Origin of the sequence: Salinispirillum marinum (genome assembly GCF_042650105.1) — a bacterium.
In the GTDB taxonomy this organism is placed as follows: Bacteria; Pseudomonadota; Gammaproteobacteria; order Pseudomonadales; family Natronospirillaceae; genus Salinispirillum; species Salinispirillum marinum.
Genome location: NZ_JBHSAL010000001.1, coordinates 1424340 through 1444611 on the forward strand (window position 1 = coordinate 1424340; position 20272 = coordinate 1444611).

The following is a 20272-nucleotide window of genomic DNA, read 5'->3' on the forward strand; positions in this document are numbered from 1 at the left end:
GTGACTGCCCGGCGGCAGTCGGTTGAAGGTTGTCTTCGCTGCTGAAAGAACGATTTCAGCGTCACAGTTGCCAGATAGCAGGGGAACAATGGTAAACTGCCCGCTGGCGTATGAAGTGTGATCACTTCGATTTCAACCACTGTGACGTTGTTTGCACAATAAACAGCGGTTGGGTGGCGCAGTTTAACGGTTTTTTCGGAGAATTGCCGCGCCTCGGATGTCACGGCGCAGATAATTGTGCTTCATTAATAAGAAAAGTAACTGGCAAGGTGTTGCTTCATGGGGGATGTCATCGCTCAACACTTTATTGTCCCGTCGAAGGTATCGGTACCCAAACTACCCACCAATACGGTCGATCGGTCTCGGGTTGAAGCGTTATTTGTTGCGGCGTGTGAGTCTCCATTGGTTATTCTTAAAGCCCCGGCGGGGTTCGGGAAAACAGTGGCGGCACTCTATGGCTACTATGCTTATGCCGAGCAAAATCCGGAAACGGCCCTCTGTTGGCTATCCTTGGATCCGGAAGACGACGACCCTTCCACCTTCGCTGCCTATCTCATCGCCGCCATTCAAAAACGGGTAGACCTCAGTGAGCCGCTGATCAGCCATGGTATTGGCAACCGAGCGGGTAATATACGCGCCTTGTTCGGCCAATTATTGTATGAATTGGATCAGGTCGATGACGAGATTATGCTGGTCATCGATGATTATCACCTCATCGAACATGACGATATCCACACGGCCTTGGCGTACTTGGTTAAGCACCTGCCAGGGAATGTGAAGTTGGTGATTACCACCCGGTCTGAACCCCCGCCTAATATCATCGGCTTGCGCTTACAAGGTCTGGTGGCGGAGATTACCGAAGAAGACCTCGCTTTTGACTTGGGTGAAGCACGAGCATTCCTGCAAGAATTTAGCGGTGCCGACATCAGTGACGAACAGGCGGAGGCCATTTTAGCGCGTATTGAAGGTTGGGCTGTTGGTCTGCAATTGATTGTGATGGGGCTTAAACAGAACCCGTCATTGGCCGATGTCGGCGCGGGGTTAAATCAAAAGAACCTCAATATCATTGACTACTTTGATTCCGAATTGTTCGATGGCTTGCCCGATGATGTAAAAACGTTTTTGCTGAACACGGCCATTGTGAAACGCTTCTCCGTTGAGGTGGCGGCGGCGCTTTGTCCGACCATTAATGTGCATGAAACGCTGGAATATCTGAAACGGCACCATCTGTTTATTGTGCAATTTAATGAAGAAAAAAACTGGTATCGCTATCACCACCTGTTGCACGAGTTCCTGCGTCATAAACTGTTGGTCAATTCAGGCGCCAACATTCAAGCCTTGCATGAAGCTGCCAGCCAGGTATTTCTGGAGTTGGGTTATGTGGTCGGTGCCGTAGACCACGCGATTAAATCCGGTAACAAAGCGCAGATAACCGATATTGTCAGGCGGCATGGTAACGAGCTGATCCATAAGGCGCATTATGACTTGGTGCGTCGTTGTCTGGCTGAATTAACCGAAGATGAAATTCTACAAGACGCCAACTTAGTCTTGGTACGTTGTTGGGTAGAGGCTATTTTTGGTGACGCACCCTTTGTAGAGGCCTTTCTATCCCGCGCGGCCCATTTGGTGGAACAAGAGCCGGAAGCCACCCGCAATCATTTGCGTGGCGAGATGCTGACGGTGAACGCACAGGCGGCGTTTTCGCGTTTGGATTACGACAAAGCCAGTGACTACGCGCGTAAAGCATTAGATATGCACGACAAGGACAGTATCCGGCGGCAAAGCGCGCTGCTGATTCTGGCGAACGTGCTGTTCGAGCAAGGCGATATCCATAATGCCTTGGAGATCTACGAAGAAAGCGAATTGTTAAGCCGCCAAGAGGCGAATTACGACGCCGTGCTGTGGGCCTTGAATCAACAGGCGATCATTTGGAAGAATCTTGGCGACTTTGCCAAGTCGGCCGACTTATCCCGAGAAGTCATGAACTATGCCGGTGAAAAAGGTGTGCGTTACGGGTTCAATGTGGTGTTTGCGTACATCAATCAAGCCGAATTGGCGCTAGAAGAATACCACCTGCGGGAAGCCAAGCAGCTTATTCATCGCATCCAAAGCCTGTGTGAAAGCTGGGACGACTACTGGCAGTTGCACCTGCAAGGTTGGCTGTTGAAGTGCGAAATGCTGAAAGGTAAACCGACGGTAGCGCGTGAACTGGCGTTGGAACATGAACAAATTCTCGCCCGCGAATACACCGCCGACATTCTGATGCCCTACAGTTTGGAAGTGCAGTTGCAGTGGTGGTGGCAGAACGGTGATGATAAGAAAATCAAAACCTGGTTAAAAGCCAAGGCCGAGGTTACGTCCTACCACAGTGTCAAAGACTTCATGTTGTTGCGGGCCGAAGCCTATGGGCTCGCCGCCACAGGCGACTACGCCCAAGCACGGCGGAAATTAACGGATGCCATTACCCACGCTGAGGCCATGAGCTTCAGTGTGGAAGCTGTACGTATGGGCCTCCTGAATGCAGCGGTGGCGGACATTGCTGGTGACCATGAGCAAGCTGAGTCGGACGTGAAACGCTTGTTGCCTTTGGCGGCCGAACGTCAGTTGGTGGCGAGTTGGCTGTTTCTCCGTCAATGGCTCATGCCCATTGTTGAACGTTTGATGAAAACCCATGTGTTCAATGCCGATGTCGCTAAATATGCGGACCAGTTGTTGACCCTAAACCGGCAGCGTAATACCAGCGACAAACCCGGTGGCGAGCACATTCCGGATGCCTTGTTGGCGGCGGGTGTGTCGAAAAAAGAATGGCGGGTGTACAAGCACATTCTGGCTGGGCGCAGTAATGAAGAAATTGCCAGTGTTATGTTTATTGCCATCTCGACGGTGAAGACCCACATCAACAATTTGTACAAAAAATTGGGGGTGCGGAATCGGCGTGAAGCGATGGCCAAAGGCGAGACACTGTTGAATTAACGTCTTCGTTGATGTTCGGTGGGGTGGAGGAATCGAAGATAAACGAAAATAGACCCCCTTCCACCTTATCGCTCGTCCCTATTCCTTTTAGTATGCGTCTTGTCCTTGTCAGGCAAGGGCAGTCTAGTTGATAGGTAGTCTCTCGCTAATCACCCTCAGGGTGATTAGCTTTTTTTGCCTGTTCGTTTTTATTCAGACCGCTTGGTACACCACCCGCTCAGAACGGTTTAAGCACCACCAAGAACACAATCCCCAGCAAGGGCAATAAAGGCACTTCGTTAAACCAGCGAAAATAAACGTGGCTTTTGCTGTTCTGCCCGCGTGCAAAACGCTTGAGGTGCGCGAGGCATATATGATGATAGCCCACTAATACCGCCACCAAGGCTAACTTCGCGTGCATCCAACCTTGCGTCCACCACATTGGCACGAGCCACAGCATCCAGAAACCCAGCACTAGAGTGACGATCATGGCGGGCGTCATAATGCCGCGATATAGCTTACGCTCCATCACCACGAAACGTTCGTGACCCAATTGGTCTTCTGTTTGCGCGTGATAGACGAACAAACGCGGCAAATAAAAAAGGCCGGCAAACCACGAAATCACCGCAATAATGTGTAGCGATTTAAGCACAAGATACAGCACAGTTGGCTCCGGGTAGTGTGTTACAGTGTTAGATTGAGTTCTGACACAGAGGTCAGGTGTCATTGAGTTGGCAGGTGTTCTTATTCCAAAGTATGATAGCCCAAACGCGGGTGCAGGCGAAACACAGAAGCGCGGAGAAAGCGTTTGTGCGGTCCTGTCACCTTATGCATGACTGGGTAAGTTCGTTGTATCTTACCCTGAGGAGTTTTTATGGCCCGTGTACACGGTAGCACACAGGAAAAATTGGTTGTTGTTGTTCATCGACCGTGGCGTATCTTTTTAACGCGCATTACCTCTGTTGTGGTCATGGTCAGCTTAGTGGTCGGTGCGTTCCTGTTCGGCCGCAACGAAGGTTTTGAAACAGGAACCTACACCGCTGAACGCGTCACTTCGTTAACTGCAGAAGTCATGACCTTAGAGCGCACCATACTCGACCTTCGTCAACGCACCATCGTGTTGGAGAAGGGTGCGGAAGTAGATCGGGCCGCGGCGGAAAGCGTGCGGCAAACCAACCGCACATTGCGCGATGAAATTGCGGCACTAGAGCAAGAAGTCCGTTTGTACCGTGGCATTATGGCTCCGGGGGACAACGCCAACGGATTGTTGATTGAAGAATTCACCGTGCAGAATATTGGCCCGGATCGTTATCGTTTCTTGTTAATGCTGACACACGCAGGTGCTAATGGCTCGTTCTTGGAGGGCTATGTTGGGGTTAATATCATCGGTGAAACAGAAAATGGCGACCGTGTGGTGTATGCCCTGAACGATGTATCGGAGGATGTGGATCGGGTCGATATCCGGTTCCGTTATCGGTACTTCCAAGATATTCGTGGTGAAATACAATTCCCGGCTGGCTTCACACCCCAGCAGGTGAGGATAGTTGCGCAAGCCACCGGAAATCGGGCGGCAACGCGTGATATTGAATTAGACTGGCAAGTTATTGGAGAAGAATGATGTTCGGCAACGAAAAGAAAGTAGGCAACTTTGATACCACCTTGATTTCCTCGAAAGCCGAGGTGGTTGGCGACATCAAACTCTCAGGTGGGCTGCACATTGATGGTAAGGTGACGGGCAATATTGTCGCGGAACCGGGCAGCGGAGCGGTGGTTCGCATCAGTGATAAGGGTATCGTAAAGGGTGAGATTCGTGCCCCTCACATCATCATTAATGGTGAGGTCCATGGCGACGTTTACTCTTTCGAACACGTCGAGCTGGCGAAAAAAGCCGCCGTGTTTGGCGATGTTTACTACGCCATGATGGAAATGGTCATGGGCGCACGGGTGAACGGTAAGCTGTTGCATAACGGTGAAGAATCCAAGGGTAAGAAAAAGCCCCCAGTAAATCTGGATATGGGTAAAGTTGATACAGCACCGGTTGACCCCAAGGATGCCAAAGCGGGTGTGGGTGCCGATACTAAAGCGCCGACGATGCCAGTCAATAGTTGATTAAATTAGTCAGGTATTTCATAATCGCGTCAGCGCTTATGAGGTGAGAACGTGTCAGATTTCGATATTACCATTACACCGGCAGCGGCGGACAAAGTCCGCCACTTGGTCGCAGAAGAAGACAATGAATACTTGAAGTTGCGGGTGTTTGTTACCGGCGGCGGCTGTGCGGGCTTTCAATACGGCTTCACCTTCGATGAAGAGGCTGCCGAAGACGATGCGGTCATAGAGCTGGAAGGGGCTACCTTTTTGGTCGACCCGCTGAGCTACCAATATTTGGAAGGCTCGGTGGTGGATTATTCGGAAGGGCTGCAAGGCGCTCGCTTTGTCGTGACCAATCCCGTTGCAACGACCACCTGTGGCTGCGGTTCATCGTTCGGGATATAACGTCGGAATCTTGGCCACAAAAAAACCGCCTACGGCGGTTTTTTTGTGGCTGTAATATTAGCAGCCGATTATTCGTTCAGGCTCAATGCCGCACTGGCTACGCTGTTTCTGGCTGACTGCAAATGCGTCATCATGGTTTGCGCATATTGCCGATAGTCCTCGCGCGATTCTGAATGCACCGGCTGCGCATCCGGTAGGCGCACGGTGACGGGGTTCACGTGTACACCATTCACCAAAAACTCATAGTGCAGGTGAGGGCCGGTAGACGCGCCAGTGGTGCCGACGTAACCAATGATTTGCCCTTGCCGAACGTTTACACCACTGCGCACACCGTTACCAAAACGGCTCATGTGCGCATACAGCGTCCGAATGCCTTGACCGTGTTGTAAGACCACCACATTGCCATAACCGCCGTTATAGCGTGCTTCAACCACGCGGCCGTCACCGGCAGCACGAATAGGCGTGCCGGTAGGTGCCGCATAGTCGGTGCCCCGGTGGGCACGGATGGTATTCAAAATCGGGTGGCGACGATTCGGATTAAAGTGGGAAGAGATACGGGCAAATTCCAGTGGGGTCCGCAAGAACGCTTTACGAACGCTGCGCCCTTCAGCGTCATAATACTCTGTTACGCCACGCTGGTCGGTATAGCGAATCGCGTGGAATTCGTTGCCTTGGTTTACGAAGCTGGCCGCTAAAATACGTCCTTCGCCAAAATATTCCCCGTCTACGTATAGTTCTTCATAGATTACGGTGAATTCATCACCTTGTCGGATATCGAGTGCGAAATCCACGTCCCAGCCAAACAACTGCGCCAAATTCATGGTCATGGTGTCACTTAGGCCAGCATCACGAGCGGCCAGAAACAGCGAATCGTCAATCGTGCCAGATGCCCAGCGTGTCATGCGCGTGGGTTCGTTGGTAAAGGCTTCCCAGTCCGCCACCGTGGCATCGTCGTTCAGGGTCACCTGAATGCCCTCTATACGGCTGCTGTGCAGGGTAAAGCTGAGTATCTGGCCATCCAAACGTTGAAACTCAAACACATTACCGGGCTGCAAACGTACCAGTCGACGCTCCAGCTCTTTATCCGAGTTGAGCATTCGAAATAAGGTGGTCGGGAGGATTTTGGCGCGATCAAAAACATGCGATAACGTATCGCCAGGTTCAACTTCAATGCGAATTGTTTCGGCTTGCCAAGCGTTATCAAGCGAAATCTCACTGGCGGCTATCGCTGCATCTTGCAGACTCCGGTCTTCTGGCACTACCTCAGGTATTGGCGTCAGAGCGGCCAACTCTATTTGTACCCGTCGCGGTTCGGCGGCTGGCCATACGGCCATGACCAATACCAACAGGCTACATATCATAATAGCCAGTCGGTGAAATAAGGGTGTCTTTTTAATTAAAGTAATCAAAACCAATCAATCCGTTATAACGCTAACCTGAAGTATAACCGTAACAAAATTGCTGCGCCTAGCGTTTACCGTGTTCGCACTATGTAAAATTCGGTGTTTTTAGAACTGCATCACGCGGTGGTATACTCCGCGCACGCAAAATTTCATTAAGGGAAACACCGTTCGATGCCCAGTCTAGAAGAGTCTTTAGCCCTGATTAAACGCGGTACTGCTGAAGTATTGGTGGAAGAAGAGTTGATCGAAAAACTGCGCAGTGGCAAAACGTTGCGCGTTAAAGCCGGGTTTGATCCCACGGCGCCTGATTTACACCTCGGACACACTGTCTTAATCAACAAAATGCGGCAATTCCAGGAGTTGGGTCACGAAGTTATTTTTTTGATCGGTGATTTCACCGGTTTGATTGGCGATCCAACCGGCAAAAGTGCCACTCGACCACCGCTGACCCCGGAGCAAGTGGCCGAGAACGCCCGTACCTATCAAGAGCAGGTGTTCAAAATTCTGGACCCTGAAAAAACCATCGTTGCCTTCAACAGTGAATGGATGAACAAGATGTCATCCGTACAGATGATTGAGTTGGCGGCGCAATATTCGGTGGCGCGGATGTTGGAACGTGATGACTTTAACAAGCGCTTTCGGGGTGAGCAGCCCATTGCCATTCACGAGTTTCTGTACCCCTTGGTGCAAGGTTATGACTCGGTGGCACTCAAGGCGGACATTGAATTAGGTGGTACCGACCAGAAGTTCAACCTGCTGGTGGCCCGTGACTTACAACGTCATTGGAAGCAAGACCCGCAAGTGGTCATCACCGTGCCTTTGCTTGAAGGTTTAGACGGGGTGAACAAAATGTCTAAATCATTGGGCAACTATGTCGGTATTACCGAGGTGCCCGGTGCGATGTACAACAAGTTGGTGTCAATGCCGGATTCCTTGATGTGGCGCTATTTCGAATTGCTGAGCTTCCGGTCGATGGCGGAAATCGAGCAATTACAGCGCGATGTGGCCAATGGCACAAACCCGCGTGATATTAAAATCTTGCTGGCTAGGGAGTTGGTCGAGCGCTTCCATGGTGCTGAAGCGGCGGAAAAGGCCCACAAAGGGGCAGGCAACATCGTCCGTGACGGTGAAGTGCCAGAGGATACGCCAAACGTTGAAGTGGCCATGGACGGAGCCTCGGAACTGCCCATTTCCATGGTGGTAAACCGCGCGGGCTTGGCCGTAAACGCCGCACAAACCCGCGATATGCTCAAAAATGGCCGCGTTAAGGTGGATTGGGAAGTCGTGCCCGCAGAACACAAGCTGGTGGCGGGTGAGTACATCATTCAAGCCGGTAAGAAAAAGATCGCGCGGGTCACGCTGGCGCCTTAAAACGGCATCGGCTCTACCATTGGAATGTTGAGGACAAGCTATGCGTGTGGTGAAGAAGCCCAGCCGGGAACTGGATACCATTGATCTCAACATTCTCGATGTGTTGCAGCGTGATGGGCGAATTTCCTTTACCGAACTGGCGGCGGAAGTTGGGCTGTCCACCACACCCTGTTTGGAGCGTGTGCGTCGATTGGAAGAGGCGGGGGTAATTACCGGATATCATGCCGAGGTAAATCCCGCTGCCTTGGGACTGAACTTGCTGGTATTTCTGGAAGTGAGCTTGCGCTATCAATCAAATCAGGCCTTTGATGACTTCCGCAAAGCCGCGCAAGGCATTCCCAATTTACTGGAATGTCATCTGATCTCGGGTTCTTCAGACTATTTATTGAAACTGCGCCTCACCGATATGTCGGAATACCGTTATACCCTAGGGGAGATTCTGTCGACCTTGCCGGGAATACAGGAATCGCGCAGCTATATTGTTATGGAAGAAGTGAAGTCGGCCGCGCCGTATCCAACAGAACATCGGCGTAGGGCACTCTCAGGCCATTAAGGCCGATGTTAACGCGGGTGCAGCAGCGCCACTTCTTCGGCCGGTAATCGTGCTCCGTTCATTTCCACCTTTCTTGCCGCGCAGCGGCAAGCCAGATCAGCGGCTTGTGCCAGGGGCCAGCCTTTGGCCAAGCCGTACAAAATGCCACCGGCAAAGGTATCACCTGCGCCGGTCGTATTAACGGGCTTAACCTTGGGGGCAGGCACTTGTTGATGGTGCGTTGCGCTTATAACATGGGCGCCGGCTGCACCTTCGGTAATGATCAAGTGCCGTGCCAGTTGTTGCAGCACGCGAATCGCCTGCGCGAAATCGTCGGTATCGGCCCACGCCAGCGCTTCTTCGTGGTTACAGATCAAGACTTCCACCGGGCGCGCAAACAGGGTAGTTAATGGCTCTTTAAAGTGTCGTACAATGCCGGGGTCGGCAAAATTTACCACCACGGGAATTTGGGCGTCGTGTGCGGCGGCCAGTGCGGTGAGGGTGGTTTGGTGTGCCGTTTCCGTGGTGACCAGATAGCTTTCCAAATACAGCCAGCGGGCCCGGCGCAGTTTATCCAGTTCGACATAGGGTGAATCCAATTCATCGGTAATGCCGGTGTAGGTGTTCATGGTACGTTCGGCGTCGGCGGTGATCATCACCAAGCAACGTCCGGTATGGCCGTCGGCTAACGGAGCGCCGGGCAAATCAATGCCGGATTGCGCGAGATCAGCGTGAAAAAAACGTCCGGCCTCGTCGTTCGCGACCTTACAGGCAAAATGACAACGTGCACCTAGCAACTGCGCAGTAACCACGGAATTGGCCGCACTACCGCCGCCCGCTTGATAGATGCGGTCGGCTTCGGTATTTAACGCCACGATTAGCTCTTGCCGACGGTCAAAATTAATCAGCGTGCGCTCTGCGCGGCGAATGCCCAAACGCGTCAGGAAGGCGTCATCCACGGCATATTCTTCGTCAACGATGGCATGACCAATGGCGAAAATATCGAATTCAGGGTTACTATGGTCCAGCATACAGAGGTTCCTGGCAGCATAACGATGAAAAGCATCGCGGGTCAGCGCTGACTGTGACAAGGGGCGGGCATTCTAGCCAAAGATAACCCAGGAACCAAATTTCACGAGGCTTTATGGCGAAAAAAAAGACACGATGGGCGAGCTTTCGGTCACTCATCCTTAAATTAGGCATCGTGGGTGTGGTGGTGGCAACCGCTGGCATCGTTTACCTCGATATTTATGTCCGGGAGCGCTTTGCCCAGTATGTGTGGTCCGTCCCTGCCAAGGTATACGGTGCACCGCTGGCATTGTATCAGGGTTCCGGTCAGCGCCATGAAGAAGTTGTTTGGTGGCTGCAGCGGATGGGCTATCGTTCTGCGTCCGAGATTCGTGGCCCGGGCGAGTTTAAGGTCGTTTCGGCAGCCCGTATCGATGTGTTTACTCGGGCTTATGCTTTTTGGGATGAACCGGAACATGCCCGTGAATTGTCCCTACATTTTGCCAACGGCGTTTTGGCGCGCCTGACCACCCCAGACCAGCGCCCGGTATTGTCGGCCCGACTGGCACCGCCCCTCATCGGCAGCGTCGTGCCCGCGCAAGCGGAAGACCGTGTGCTGGCGCAATTGGCGTCCATGCCGCCAACCTTGGTGGCCGGCTTGGTAGCGGTAGAGGATCGGCGCTTTTTCCAGCATCACGGCATCTCACCCACCGCCATTGCCCGAGCATTGGTCGCCAATGTCCGTTCAGGTCGGGTGGAGCAGGGCGGCAGCACCATTACCCAGCAGTTGGTGAAGAATATGTTTCTTACCGCCGACCAGACACTGGTGCGCAAAGGCATTGAGGCCATCATGGCGGTGTTGCTTGAGCTGCACGTCGATAAAGAAACCATTCTTGAGACCTATATGAATCAGGTGTTCATTGCTCAGGATGGGCAACGTGCGATTCATGGTTTTGGCTTGGCGGCACAATATTTTTACGGTCGCCCCTTGGAAGAGTTGTCGTTGAACCAGCAAGCGACCCTGATCGGGATTCTGCGCGGTCCAAGTTACTATTCGCCGCTGCGCAATCCCGAGCGGGCCATCGCACGGCGCAATGTAATCCTCGACGTGATGGCCGAGCAGCGCATCATCACGGACACACAGCGGCGCGCAGCGCAGGCCGAACCCTTGGGATTGAACGCCGGAACCGGCGAAGGTGCTTACGCAGCGGCGTTGGATTTGGTGCGCCGTCAGTTGCGCTTGTGGTATCCCGACGAGGTGTTGAATCGTGAAGGTTTGCATATCCACACCTCCATCGATATTTACGCGCAAGACGTTGCACAGCGCCAAATGACGGACTCATTGCGCACCATGGAGCGCTTGCATCGCCTGCCCGACAATACCTTGCAAGGTGCATTGGTGTTGGTGCATCGAGATTCGGGTGACGTGCGCGCCGTCGTCGGGGCACGTACCAGTGTAAGCGGTGGGTTTAATCGAGCCTTGGATGCACGCCGTCCGGTGGGTTCGTTGTTGAAACCGGCGGTTTATTTGGCAGTGTTGGAGAAAGGGCAGCATTGGCTAACGCCGGTGGATGACAGTCCAGTGGTGGTGGCAGCGCGTGATGGCAGTGAATGGCGACCCACCAACTTCGATCAAATTTCCCACGGCGTGGTGCCGATGTGGGAAGCCCTGACCAACTCTTACAACCAAGCGGCCGCGCGGGTCGGTATGGAAACCGGGTTGGGTGATGTGCTACGTAGCATTGAGCGACTGGGCTATAACGGCCGCCTGCCCGTCGTGCCGTCGGTGATTTTAGGGGCCGTTGATATGACACCTTACGAGGTCACACAGCTGTATCAACCTATGTTGGCTGATGGCTTCCGTGCTCCGCTAAAAGCGATTACCGCGGTAACGACCGCAGAACAGGAGGTGCTGAGTCAGTTTACTGTGCGCACGCAACAGGTCATTGCGCCGCCCGATGCGCAAGCGTTGCAGTCGGCATTGCGCTTGAGTGTGCAAGAGGGCACCGGCCGTTATGCCGGACGGGTCTTGGCACCTGCGTTGCGTCCGGCGGGCAAAACCGGCACCAGTGATGCGCAGCGTGACAGTTGGTTTGCGGGCGAAGCAGGGGAATTATTGGCCGTTGCTTGGGTCGGTAATGACCAGAATGAACCCTTGCCCATCACCGGAAGCACCGGCGCGCTGCGCGTTTGGACACATACCATGGAACAACTGGCTGCCGCCAGTGTGCATCAAAAGCCCCTGCATTCGGCTTTACGCTACATCAGTTGGACAGCCGAACAACCCGATCGCTATTGGTTGGGCGATTGTCAGCCCCTCACCGTCGCTGTTCCCCAAGCCGTGGCCGTTGCCGAGTCGGCGCGTGCCTGTCCGGGGTTTGCGGCTGAACTGCCCGCCGAGCGTGAAGACCGTAATGAGACACCACGCGGAGGTTGGCGATGGCTCGAACGTATTTTCTAGTGGCGATGAGTTTGTTGTGGGTCAGCGCTTGTGCCGTGCGTGAACCGGTTGCACCGGAACCTGAACCGGCGCCGCCAGAAGATGTGCGACAGGATGTTATTGTGGACCTGCAACGCCAGGCCATTCAGCGTATGCAGCAAAGCGATCACCTACCGGCCATCGCCTTACTGGAACGGGCCTTAATGATTAAGCCCGATGACGTGGGTACTTATGTGTTGTTGGCACGGGTACACACCTTGAACGGTGACCGTGCGCAGGCGCGGGCAGTGTTGCAACGCGGTTTGTTGTACGCGCCTGCCGGTTCAGCGGCAGAGCGCCAAATGACTCAGTTATTGAATAACCCGTAACTCAGTGTGTGGTCGGGTTCTCGCTCAGGCTGTCGCCGTCGAGCCAGAATGCAGGCTTGGAGAACGCCTGTTCTATCTGGCGTGCCAAGTCATCTGAAATATGCAGATGGCTGCCTTGGCGTAACATGGCGTTCATCACCTTGGGTTCTTTACCCAAGCAATACGCCAATTCTTCTGGCCCGATCGCGTTTTCTTCCAGCAGTTCATACACATGTGAACGCCGGGTAGTATCCAGTTGTCCCATACGGCACCTCCGAACAACAACAGCAGAGAAGTAGTTCTGCATCTCTAGTTATGGACGCTGGACGCAGAATTGTCCAGTATCCCGACGCCGCCAAAGTGGCCGAGCGAAATTTTGACGCATCATTTACACCTTCAACTGCCTTGTCAAGCCCCCTAGGGCCTATATTCTCTACCCTTCGATAAAACATGATTTCAGGGGATTTGTGGATGGGATTGAACAGAATGCGAGCACTGCGGGCCGTGGTATGGCTGGTATTCTTGGTGGGTGTACAAGGTTGTGCAGCATTATTGTCGCCGACTTCAACCCCACAAGCCGACCAAGCGGTGTTTTACGCCCCGGATGAACAGATCACCGATGTTCAACTTGATAACGGCGTGCGCGCCCTAGTAAAAACCTTGCCCGATAACGGTGCCCGACCACGGGTTGAAATTCGCTTGCATGTAGCGGCTGGTTCGGCGCAGGAAGAGGCGCACGAACGAGGTTTGGCACATTTTGTCGAACACATGGCCTTCAATGGTACTGAACGCTTCCCGCGCCAAGACATCATTCGTTTTTTTGAAGCTGCAGGTATGCGCTTCGGGCAAGACATCAATGCCTACACCAGTTTTCATGAAACGGTGTATACCCTGTCAATTCCGCTGGACCGCCCAGACCTTCTGAACACCGCCTATGATTTGCTGCACGACTGGGCCCAAGGCATCACGTTTGCTGAAGATGCTGTTATGAGCGAACGTGGTGTGATTTTAGAAGAGTGGCGCGCTGCGGGTTACGCGGGTGACGAGCCGGTTTGGCTGCAACATCATCGCTTCTTGCATGCAGGAACGCCCTATTCTGAACGCTACCCAATTGGGGTGCGCGAGGTATTTACAGCAGCCACCGCCGAGCTTTTGCGTGGCTACTATGACCGGTGGTATAGACCGGAACTCATGACCGTGGTGGTCAGCGGCGTGGTCGAGGCAGATGCTGTTCTGGCGGGTTTGAATGAAGGGCTCGGGCAGTTTAAAGCTCGCACGCCCGCTGTGCGTTATGACCGGGCCGTTACCCCGTCATACGCCGATACGCGCTATCAGGTGGTGAATGATCCGCAGGCTGCGCAGTCATCCATGGTGTTTAAACAGGTGTTGTCGCGCTTGAACCTGAACACCGAAAAGGATGTGCTGGCGGCCTTGCAAGCCAACCTGCTTATGGAAGTGCTGGCCACACGGCTGAATCGCCGCGCCACGCAAGCCGACAGTGCCTTGAGTGATGGTCAGGTACTGCAAGATCGCTTAACCGATGGGAAATCGGTGGTTGGGGTGCGCATTACGCCACGCGCCCAACAAGAGGACGCTGCATTACAGGTTGTGGCGGAAGAAATCGAACGCTTGCGTCGTTATGGCATCACCGAGCAGGAACGCAGCACCGCCTTTGGTGTGGCCATGGGGCAGTACAGCAGCCTGGTGCGCTATCTGGAGGGCGCACCGGCCAATGTGCATGCGAATGTCATGTTGAGCTTGCTGGCGCTGGACTTGCCGATGACACGGTTCGATACCATCGCCGAGGTAGAGCAAGCCTTGTTCAGTGCCTTAACGTTGGAAGAAATCAATGCGTTCGCTGAAACCTTGTTATTGCCAGCTGATCAAGTGATCGCGGCCTTTCTGACGGATGAAGCGTACGCGCGTTTGGCGTGGGATGCCGATGCTTTGGCGAAGGTTACCGATCGAGTTCGTATGGGCCCTATAACGGCCCCCATCGCAGCGGCCGCGCTACGCACTACCGGCAGCTATAGTCACCCCGGAGCCATTGTCGCGCAGACGAGTGATACCGACCATGGCCTTGAATACTGGCGCATGAGCAACAACCTCACCGCCGTGATTCACCCGACCACGGTAGAGCGAGACAAAGTCTATTTACGCTTTGTTGGTATTGGCGGACAAATGGTCAGTGACCCTGCCCTGGTACCCGCCTTACGTTTACTGCCTGCCGTATTTCAACAACAAGGCGCACTGGATAGGGATGGCGTAGACCTCAGTGCTTACCTCACCACGCAAGAAATGACGTTAGATATTCAACTGGGTATTCCCCGGTTTGAAATACAGGTTGCGACCACGCAGGACACGATGGACGATGCCGTGCGGTTGTTGGCCGAAGTCCTCAGTCGTTCAACCATCGACCCCACCGCACTGACTCAGGTGCAGCAACAGTATGCCGATGCTTATCGGAATTTTGATTCGACTCCGGCTGGCCGTTTTCAACGTTCGGTAGCCGAAACCTTGTTTGGCGGACAACCGCCGTTTACACCGCCCGGTGCAGACGACTTCAGCAACGTGGACCTGGCTCAGATGCAAGCCGCACAGCGTTTATTGACCGAAGGGCAAACTGAGTATGTCTTGCTGGTGGTGGGCGATGTGGATACCATCCAATTGCAAAACGCCTTAACCGACCATTTGGCTGGCTTGCCTTTACGTAGCCCGGAACAACCGATATGGCAAACCGGCACCGCCGAATGGGAAGAAACCCGCATTGAGCAATTTGACAACCCGAACGAGCGCGCTGATGTAACGGTGTATTTTTCCACACCGGACGTGGAGTTAACACCGGAAAACTTCGCCGCTAATCGCGTGTTGAACGACTTATTCAGTACCCGCCTATTACAGGAGGTGCGTGAACAAGCCAGCCTGGTTTACAGCATTGGCGCCAGCACACTGTGGTCATTACCGCAGCGCCCGCAACGTTTGAATGTCATTCGCTTCAGTACCGACCCGGAGCGAACCGATGAAGCGCTTGCTCGGGTGCAAGATGTATTGTCTACCCTGCGCAGCCAACCCTTTACCGAGCAAGAGGTGGTCGATGCCCGACAGCGCCTGATAAACGGCGAGCGGGACAATTTAGCCCGCAACACCGGATTATTGGATGCCATGATTTGGACGCTGAATATCGGCACACCCTTGTGGTACTTCAGGCAACCGGAGCTTTCTTTGGGCGGTGCCACCACCGAACGGGTGAACGCGTTGGGTGAAGCTATGTATTTGCAGGCTGAACGCTTGACCACTGTACACAGCATCATGCCCTGATTTGCTCACATTGATGCCACCCTTTCCACGGTGGCATCAATGTTCGAATTAGCTCTGCCATTGCCTGTATTGCATGCACAAAGCATAAAACCCGCTTGACCCGAATTGGCCTCGAACGTATGTTTCAAACAACTGTTTGAATTGTCTGTTTATCCGAGCATTGTCTCAGCTTGAGAGGTCATCATTATGCCAACGTACAAAGCGCCCGTCCGTGACATCGAATTCCTGTTGTATGACGTTTATGACGCCGAAACCCATTACCAGAAAATCGGTGCCGAAGAGGCCAGCCGCGACATGCTCAGCGCCATCATCGCCGAAGGGGCGAAGTTTTGTGAGCAGGTCATCGCGCCCTTGAATCAAAGCGGTGACCAAGAAGGTTGTACTTGGAGTGAAGACGGCGTCACCACACCCACAGGCTTCAAAGAAGCCTATCAACAATACGTTGAGAACGGTTGGGGTGCGTTGGCCAGCCCGGTGGAACACGGTGGCCAAGGATTGCCTGAATCTGTAGGGCACATCATTTCCGAAATGGCCGGCACGGCAAACTGGTCTTGGTCTATGTACCCCGGCTTGAGCCACGGTGCGCGCGCCACCATTGATCTGCACGGCACCGACGAGCAAAAAGAAGTCTACCTGACCAAGCTGGTTTCCGGCGAATGGACCGGCACCATGTGCTTGACCGAGCCGCATTGTGGTTCTGACCTCGGCATTTTGAAAACCAAAGCCGAAGAAAACGCCGATGGCAGCTACGCCATCACCGGCACCAAAATCTTTATCTCAGCCGGTGAGCACGACATGGCTGAAAACATTGTGCACATTGTATTGGCCCGTCTGCCCGGCGCACCGGAAGGCACCAAGGGTATATCCCTGTTCATCGTGCCGAAGGTTTTACCGGACGGTACACGCAACGACGTGAAGTGTGGTTCTATTGAGCACAAAATGGGCATTCACGGTAACGCCACCTGCGTGATGAACTTTGATGGCGCGAAAGGCTTCTTAATTGGGCCGCCAAACAAAGGCCTGAACTGCATGTTCACCTTCATGAACTTCGCCCGTATTGGCACGGCGATTCAAGGTGTTGCTTCAGCTGAGTTGTCATTCCAAGGCGCATTGGCGTATGCGAAAGACCGTTTAGCCATGCGTTCATTGAGTGGTGTGAAAAACCCGAACGGCCCGGCTGACCCGATCATCGTGCACCCGGACGTACGGCGTATGCTGCTGACGCAGAAGTCGTTCGCCGAAGGTGGCCGCGCCATGATCATGCACCTGTCGCAACTGGTCGACATCGTGCACTCAGATGTCGACGCCGAAGAGAAGAAAATGGCCGACGAGTTGTTGTCTTTCTTGACGCCCATCGCGAAAGCCTTCTTGACCGAAGCCGGTTTGGAAGCGGCTAATTTGGGTGTGCAGGTGTTTGGTGGCCACGGTTACATCCAAGAGTGGGGTATGGAGCAGATTGTGCGTGACGCCCGTATCTCGACCATCTATGAAGGCACCACCGGTATTCAGTCTCTGGACTTGTTGGGCCGTAAGGTACTGATGACGCAAGGTGGCATGCTGAAGAACTTCACGAAAATCATCCATAAGTTCTGCAAAGAGCACGACGGCGCGAAAGGCATTAAGCCGATGGTGAAAACGCTGGCGACCCTGAACAAAGATTGGGGCGACGTGACCATGAAGTTGGGCATGAAGGCGATGATGAATAAAGAAGAAGTCGGCGGCGCAGCCTACGATTACCTGATGTACTCTGGCTACATCACGCTGGGTTACTACTGGGCGCGTATGGCAATGGAAGCGCAGAACAAGATCGCCGCAGGCGAGAAAGACGGTTTCTACAAAGCCAAGCTGGACACCGCGCGCTTCTATTTTGACCGCATTCTACCTCGCGCCGAAGGCCACAAGTTGGCCATGTTGAACGGCTTGGATACGCTGATGGCGATGTCAGAAGAAGAGTTCCAGTACCTGTAAGCATCAGCTAACAGCTAGGCTAGGCCTGATGCCGCATGCATCGGGCTAAGCTTGAAGGGGACAGGCTAAGGGCTACAGTCGGACGCCGTGAAAGCATCCATGCTGGCTCGGATGCCGCCGTCCCGGCGGCATACGCCGACTCTAACCCACGGGCTTGACCGGTAGACATAATCCTTTGATAGCTTCTGATTATGTTAGTAGATGTCATGTGGATCGATTCATCTGATGTGCTGACCAAAATCAGGTATTGCGCCAAGGTTGGGAGGGTCTTGTATGGGGCGTATGCCGCCCGGACGGCGGCATCCGAGCTCACAGGGATCGTGCTTGCAGCGTCCCCAGTATAGACCCTCCCAACCTAGGTGCAATGCCGGTATTAATGGTACATAACTGGCCTCGGCAGCCGCGATCAATAAGAATTTCGAGAGAGGAAAACGTCATGACCGACTACCGCGCCCCGCTAGAAGATATGCGCTTCTTGTTGCATAGCGTATTTAACTTGCCTGAACAATGGGCAGCTATGCCTGCGCTGAATGAAATGAGCGGCGACTTGGCCGATGCCATTCTGGAAGAAGGTGCTAAGCTTTGTGAGCAAGTACTTGCACCCCTGAATCGCAGTGGCGATGAAGAAGGCTGCACCTGGAGCGCCGATGGGGTTACTACGCCTAACGGCTTCAAAGAAGCCTACCAAACGCTGGCGGAATCCGGCTGGGTTGGGCTGGGTGGCGTCACCGAATACGGCGGCCAGGGCGCGCCTAAAGGCCTCACCGTCTTGTTTGAAGAAATGCAGTATTCCGCCAACTCCTCGCTCACCCTGTATAGCGTATTGACCGCTGGCGCGTGCTTGAGTCTCGCCAGCCACGGCTCCGACGAACTGAAAGAAACCTACTTGCCACCCATGTACGAAGGTCGCTGGTCGGGCTCTATGTGCTTAACGGAACCGCACGCTGGCTCCGACTTGGGCATGATCCGCACCAAGGCCGAACCACAAGCCGATGGCAGCTTCTCCGTTTCAGGCACCAAGATTTTTATTACCGGCGGTGAACACGACCTCACCGAAAACATCATCCACCTCGTACTGGCTAAATTGCCCGACGCACCGGACGGCCCCAAAGGCATCAGCCTGTTCGTCGTCCCTAAAGTTCTGGTGAATGCAGACGGCTCATTGGGCGAACGCAATAGCGTCACCTGCGGTTCTATTGAGCACAAAATGGGCATCAAAGGCAGCGCCACCTGCGTCATGAACTTTGACGGCGCGACCGGCTACTTGGTCGGTGAAGCCAACAAAGGCCTGAACTACATGTTCACCATGATGAACTACGAGCGCCTGTCGATTGGCTTGCAAGGCACCGGGCAAGCCGAATGGTCGTATCAGCAAGCACTCGCTTACGCCAAAGACCGCGTACAGTCGAAAGCCGCCGACGCCAGCCTGCGCACAGAAGGCCGTGCTGACCCGATCATCGTGCACCCCGACGTGCGCCGCATGTTGATGATCCAAAAAGCCTACATTGAAGCAGGCCGCGCCTTGGGCGTCTATTTGGGCGCACAGCTCGACACCGCGCGCTATCACCCCGATGACGCCGTGCGCGTCAAAGCCGATGGCCGTGTAGCCCTGTTAACTCCGCTCGGCAAAGCCTTCTTCACCGACCGTGGTCTGGAATGCACCGTACTGGCCCAACAAGTGTTTGGCGGCCATGGCTACGTGCGCGAGTGGGGCATGGAACAAGCCGTGCGTGACGTACGCATTGCGCAGATTTATGAAGGCACTAATGGCATTCAGGCCATGGATCTGATCGGGCGCAAAGTGCTGATGAACAAAGGTGAATGGCTGGCCGACTTCTTTGCCGACATTCGTAGCGAACTGCAAAACATCGACAGCGCCTGGCACGGCCAACGCACGCAAGTGTTTGATGTGATGACCAAGCTGGAAGCACAGGTACAAACCTGGGTGAACGCGGGCGAACCCAACTTGGCCGGTACGCAAGCCTACAACGTACTTGAACTGCTCGGATTGATCACCTACGGCTACCTGTGGCTGCGCATGGTCAATGCAGAAGGGGCCGACGCCTTGAAGGCACCCACCGCGCAATTCTACTTCGCATGGCTGTGGCCGCAGGTCGACACTCTGTTGCAGCGCTTGCAGGCCGAATCATCCGTATTGATGGATATCGCACTGTAACTGTAGGAGGTCAGCCCTCTGACCGAACATTGGCCCTTCCAAAAACGGCTACCAAAACGCCCCTCTCGGGGCTTTTTTGTGGCCGCTATTCTGCATTCTCAGCATACTCGCCAAATTCCCTACCTCACCCCATCGCACTATTTTATTGACTATCAACCTAAACCCCGCAAAACGGCCCTCGTCCCTAAAATCTTTTTCGCATGCTCAAACTCCCCACAAAACCCAATAAAAACAACAAGCTAAGATGGTGGTGCTAAAACG

At 53.9% G+C, this 20272-nt stretch carries 15 protein-coding genes; 11 read left to right on the forward strand and 4 right to left on the reverse strand.

From position 1 onward, the window contains the following. The first annotated feature begins 279 nt into the window (after positions 1–279). Positions 280–2973, forward strand: a complete 2694-nt coding sequence (locus ACFOSD_RS06660; protein WP_380692440.1) for a LuxR C-terminal-related transcriptional regulator — start codon at positions 280–282, stop codon at positions 2971–2973. A 217-nt stretch (positions 2974–3190) separates the two neighbouring features. On the opposite strand, the gene hemJ is transcribed toward ACFOSD_RS06660, so the two are convergent. Then, positions 3191–3613 (reverse strand): protoporphyrinogen oxidase HemJ, encoded by a 423-nt coding sequence (gene hemJ, locus ACFOSD_RS06665; RefSeq protein ID WP_449329091.1) that lies wholly within the window; start codon positions 3611–3613, stop codon positions 3191–3193. 213 nt (positions 3614–3826) lie between these two features. Between hemJ and ACFOSD_RS06670 the strand changes: the two genes are divergently transcribed. The 3 genes from ACFOSD_RS06670 to erpA are packed head-to-tail and all read left to right on the forward strand — an operon-like array spanning position 3827 to position 5448. Then, positions 3827–4570, forward strand: a complete 744-nt coding sequence (locus tag ACFOSD_RS06670) for a DUF6776 family protein (protein ID WP_380692438.1) — start codon at positions 3827–3829, stop codon at positions 4568–4570. Then, positions 4567–5061, forward strand: a complete 495-nt coding sequence (locus tag ACFOSD_RS06675) for a bactofilin family protein (RefSeq protein WP_380692436.1) — start codon at positions 4567–4569, stop codon at positions 5059–5061. Before ACFOSD_RS06670 ends, ACFOSD_RS06675 begins: the two co-directional genes overlap by 4 nt. 51 nt (positions 5062–5112) lie before the next feature. Then, on the forward strand, positions 5113–5448 hold the full coding sequence (gene erpA / locus ACFOSD_RS06680; protein WP_380692434.1) for an iron-sulfur cluster insertion protein ErpA: 336 nt from the start codon (positions 5113–5115) through the stop codon (positions 5446–5448). Positions 5449–5516: 68 nt separating this feature from the next. Here the strand turns inward: erpA and ACFOSD_RS06685 are convergent, their stop codons facing one another. After that, on the reverse strand, positions 5517–6782 hold the full coding sequence (locus tag ACFOSD_RS06685) for a M23 family metallopeptidase (protein ID WP_380692433.1): 1266 nt from the start codon (positions 6780–6782) through the stop codon (positions 5517–5519). Between the two features lie 240 nt (positions 6783–7022). On the opposite strand from ACFOSD_RS06685, the gene tyrS reads away from it, so the two are divergent. Both tyrS and ACFOSD_RS06695 read left to right on the forward strand, forming a co-directional pair. Next, complete coding sequence (gene tyrS, locus ACFOSD_RS06690) at positions 7023–8222, forward strand: tyrosine--tRNA ligase (protein WP_380692432.1); 1200 nt, start codon at positions 7023–7025, stop codon at positions 8220–8222. A 49-nt stretch (positions 8223–8271) separates the two neighbouring features. Beyond that, positions 8272–8775 (forward strand): winged helix-turn-helix transcriptional regulator, encoded by a 504-nt coding sequence (locus ACFOSD_RS06695; protein ID WP_449329092.1) that lies wholly within the window; start codon positions 8272–8274, stop codon positions 8773–8775. Positions 8776–8783: 8 nt separating this feature from the next. Here the strand turns inward: ACFOSD_RS06695 and ACFOSD_RS06700 are convergent, their stop codons facing one another. Further along, on the reverse strand, positions 8784–9785 hold the full coding sequence (locus ACFOSD_RS06700) for an adenosine kinase (protein ID WP_380692429.1): 1002 nt from the start codon (positions 9783–9785) through the stop codon (positions 8784–8786). Positions 9786–9898: 113 nt separating this feature from the next. On the opposite strand from ACFOSD_RS06700, the gene mrcB reads away from it, so the two are divergent. Further along, positions 9899–12223 (forward strand): penicillin-binding protein 1B, encoded by a 2325-nt coding sequence (mrcB, locus tag ACFOSD_RS06705; protein WP_380692427.1) that lies wholly within the window; start codon positions 9899–9901, stop codon positions 12221–12223. Then, a complete protein-coding gene (locus ACFOSD_RS06710; protein ID WP_380692426.1) occupies positions 12202–12570 on the forward strand; it encodes a tetratricopeptide repeat protein in 369 nt (122 codons plus the stop codon). The genes mrcB and ACFOSD_RS06710 overlap by 22 nt, the downstream gene beginning before the upstream one ends. Position 12571: 1 nt before the next feature. Here the strand turns inward: ACFOSD_RS06710 and ACFOSD_RS06715 are convergent, their stop codons facing one another. Next, entirely contained in the window at positions 12572–12814 is a 243-nt protein-coding gene (locus ACFOSD_RS06715; RefSeq protein ID WP_380692424.1) for a hypothetical protein, read from the reverse strand. Between the two features lie 206 nt (positions 12815–13020). Here ACFOSD_RS06715 and ACFOSD_RS06720 point away from each other — a divergent pair, with 206 nt between their 5' ends. From ACFOSD_RS06720 to ACFOSD_RS06730, 3 genes are all read left to right on the forward strand, one after another. Then, complete coding sequence (locus ACFOSD_RS06720) at positions 13021–15867, forward strand: M16 family metallopeptidase (protein ID WP_380692422.1); 2847 nt, start codon at positions 13021–13023, stop codon at positions 15865–15867. A gap of 186 nt (positions 15868–16053) precedes the next feature. Continuing rightward, complete coding sequence (locus tag ACFOSD_RS06725; RefSeq protein ID WP_380692420.1) at positions 16054–17835, forward strand: acyl-CoA dehydrogenase C-terminal domain-containing protein; 1782 nt, start codon at positions 16054–16056, stop codon at positions 17833–17835. 436 nt (positions 17836–18271) lie between these two features. Next, the gene (locus tag ACFOSD_RS06730) at positions 18272–20011 is read left to right on the forward strand and encodes an acyl-CoA dehydrogenase family protein (RefSeq protein WP_380692419.1); all 1740 of its coding nucleotides are present in this window, start codon (positions 18272–18274) and stop codon (positions 20009–20011) included. Positions 20012–20272: the final 261 nt, after the last annotated feature.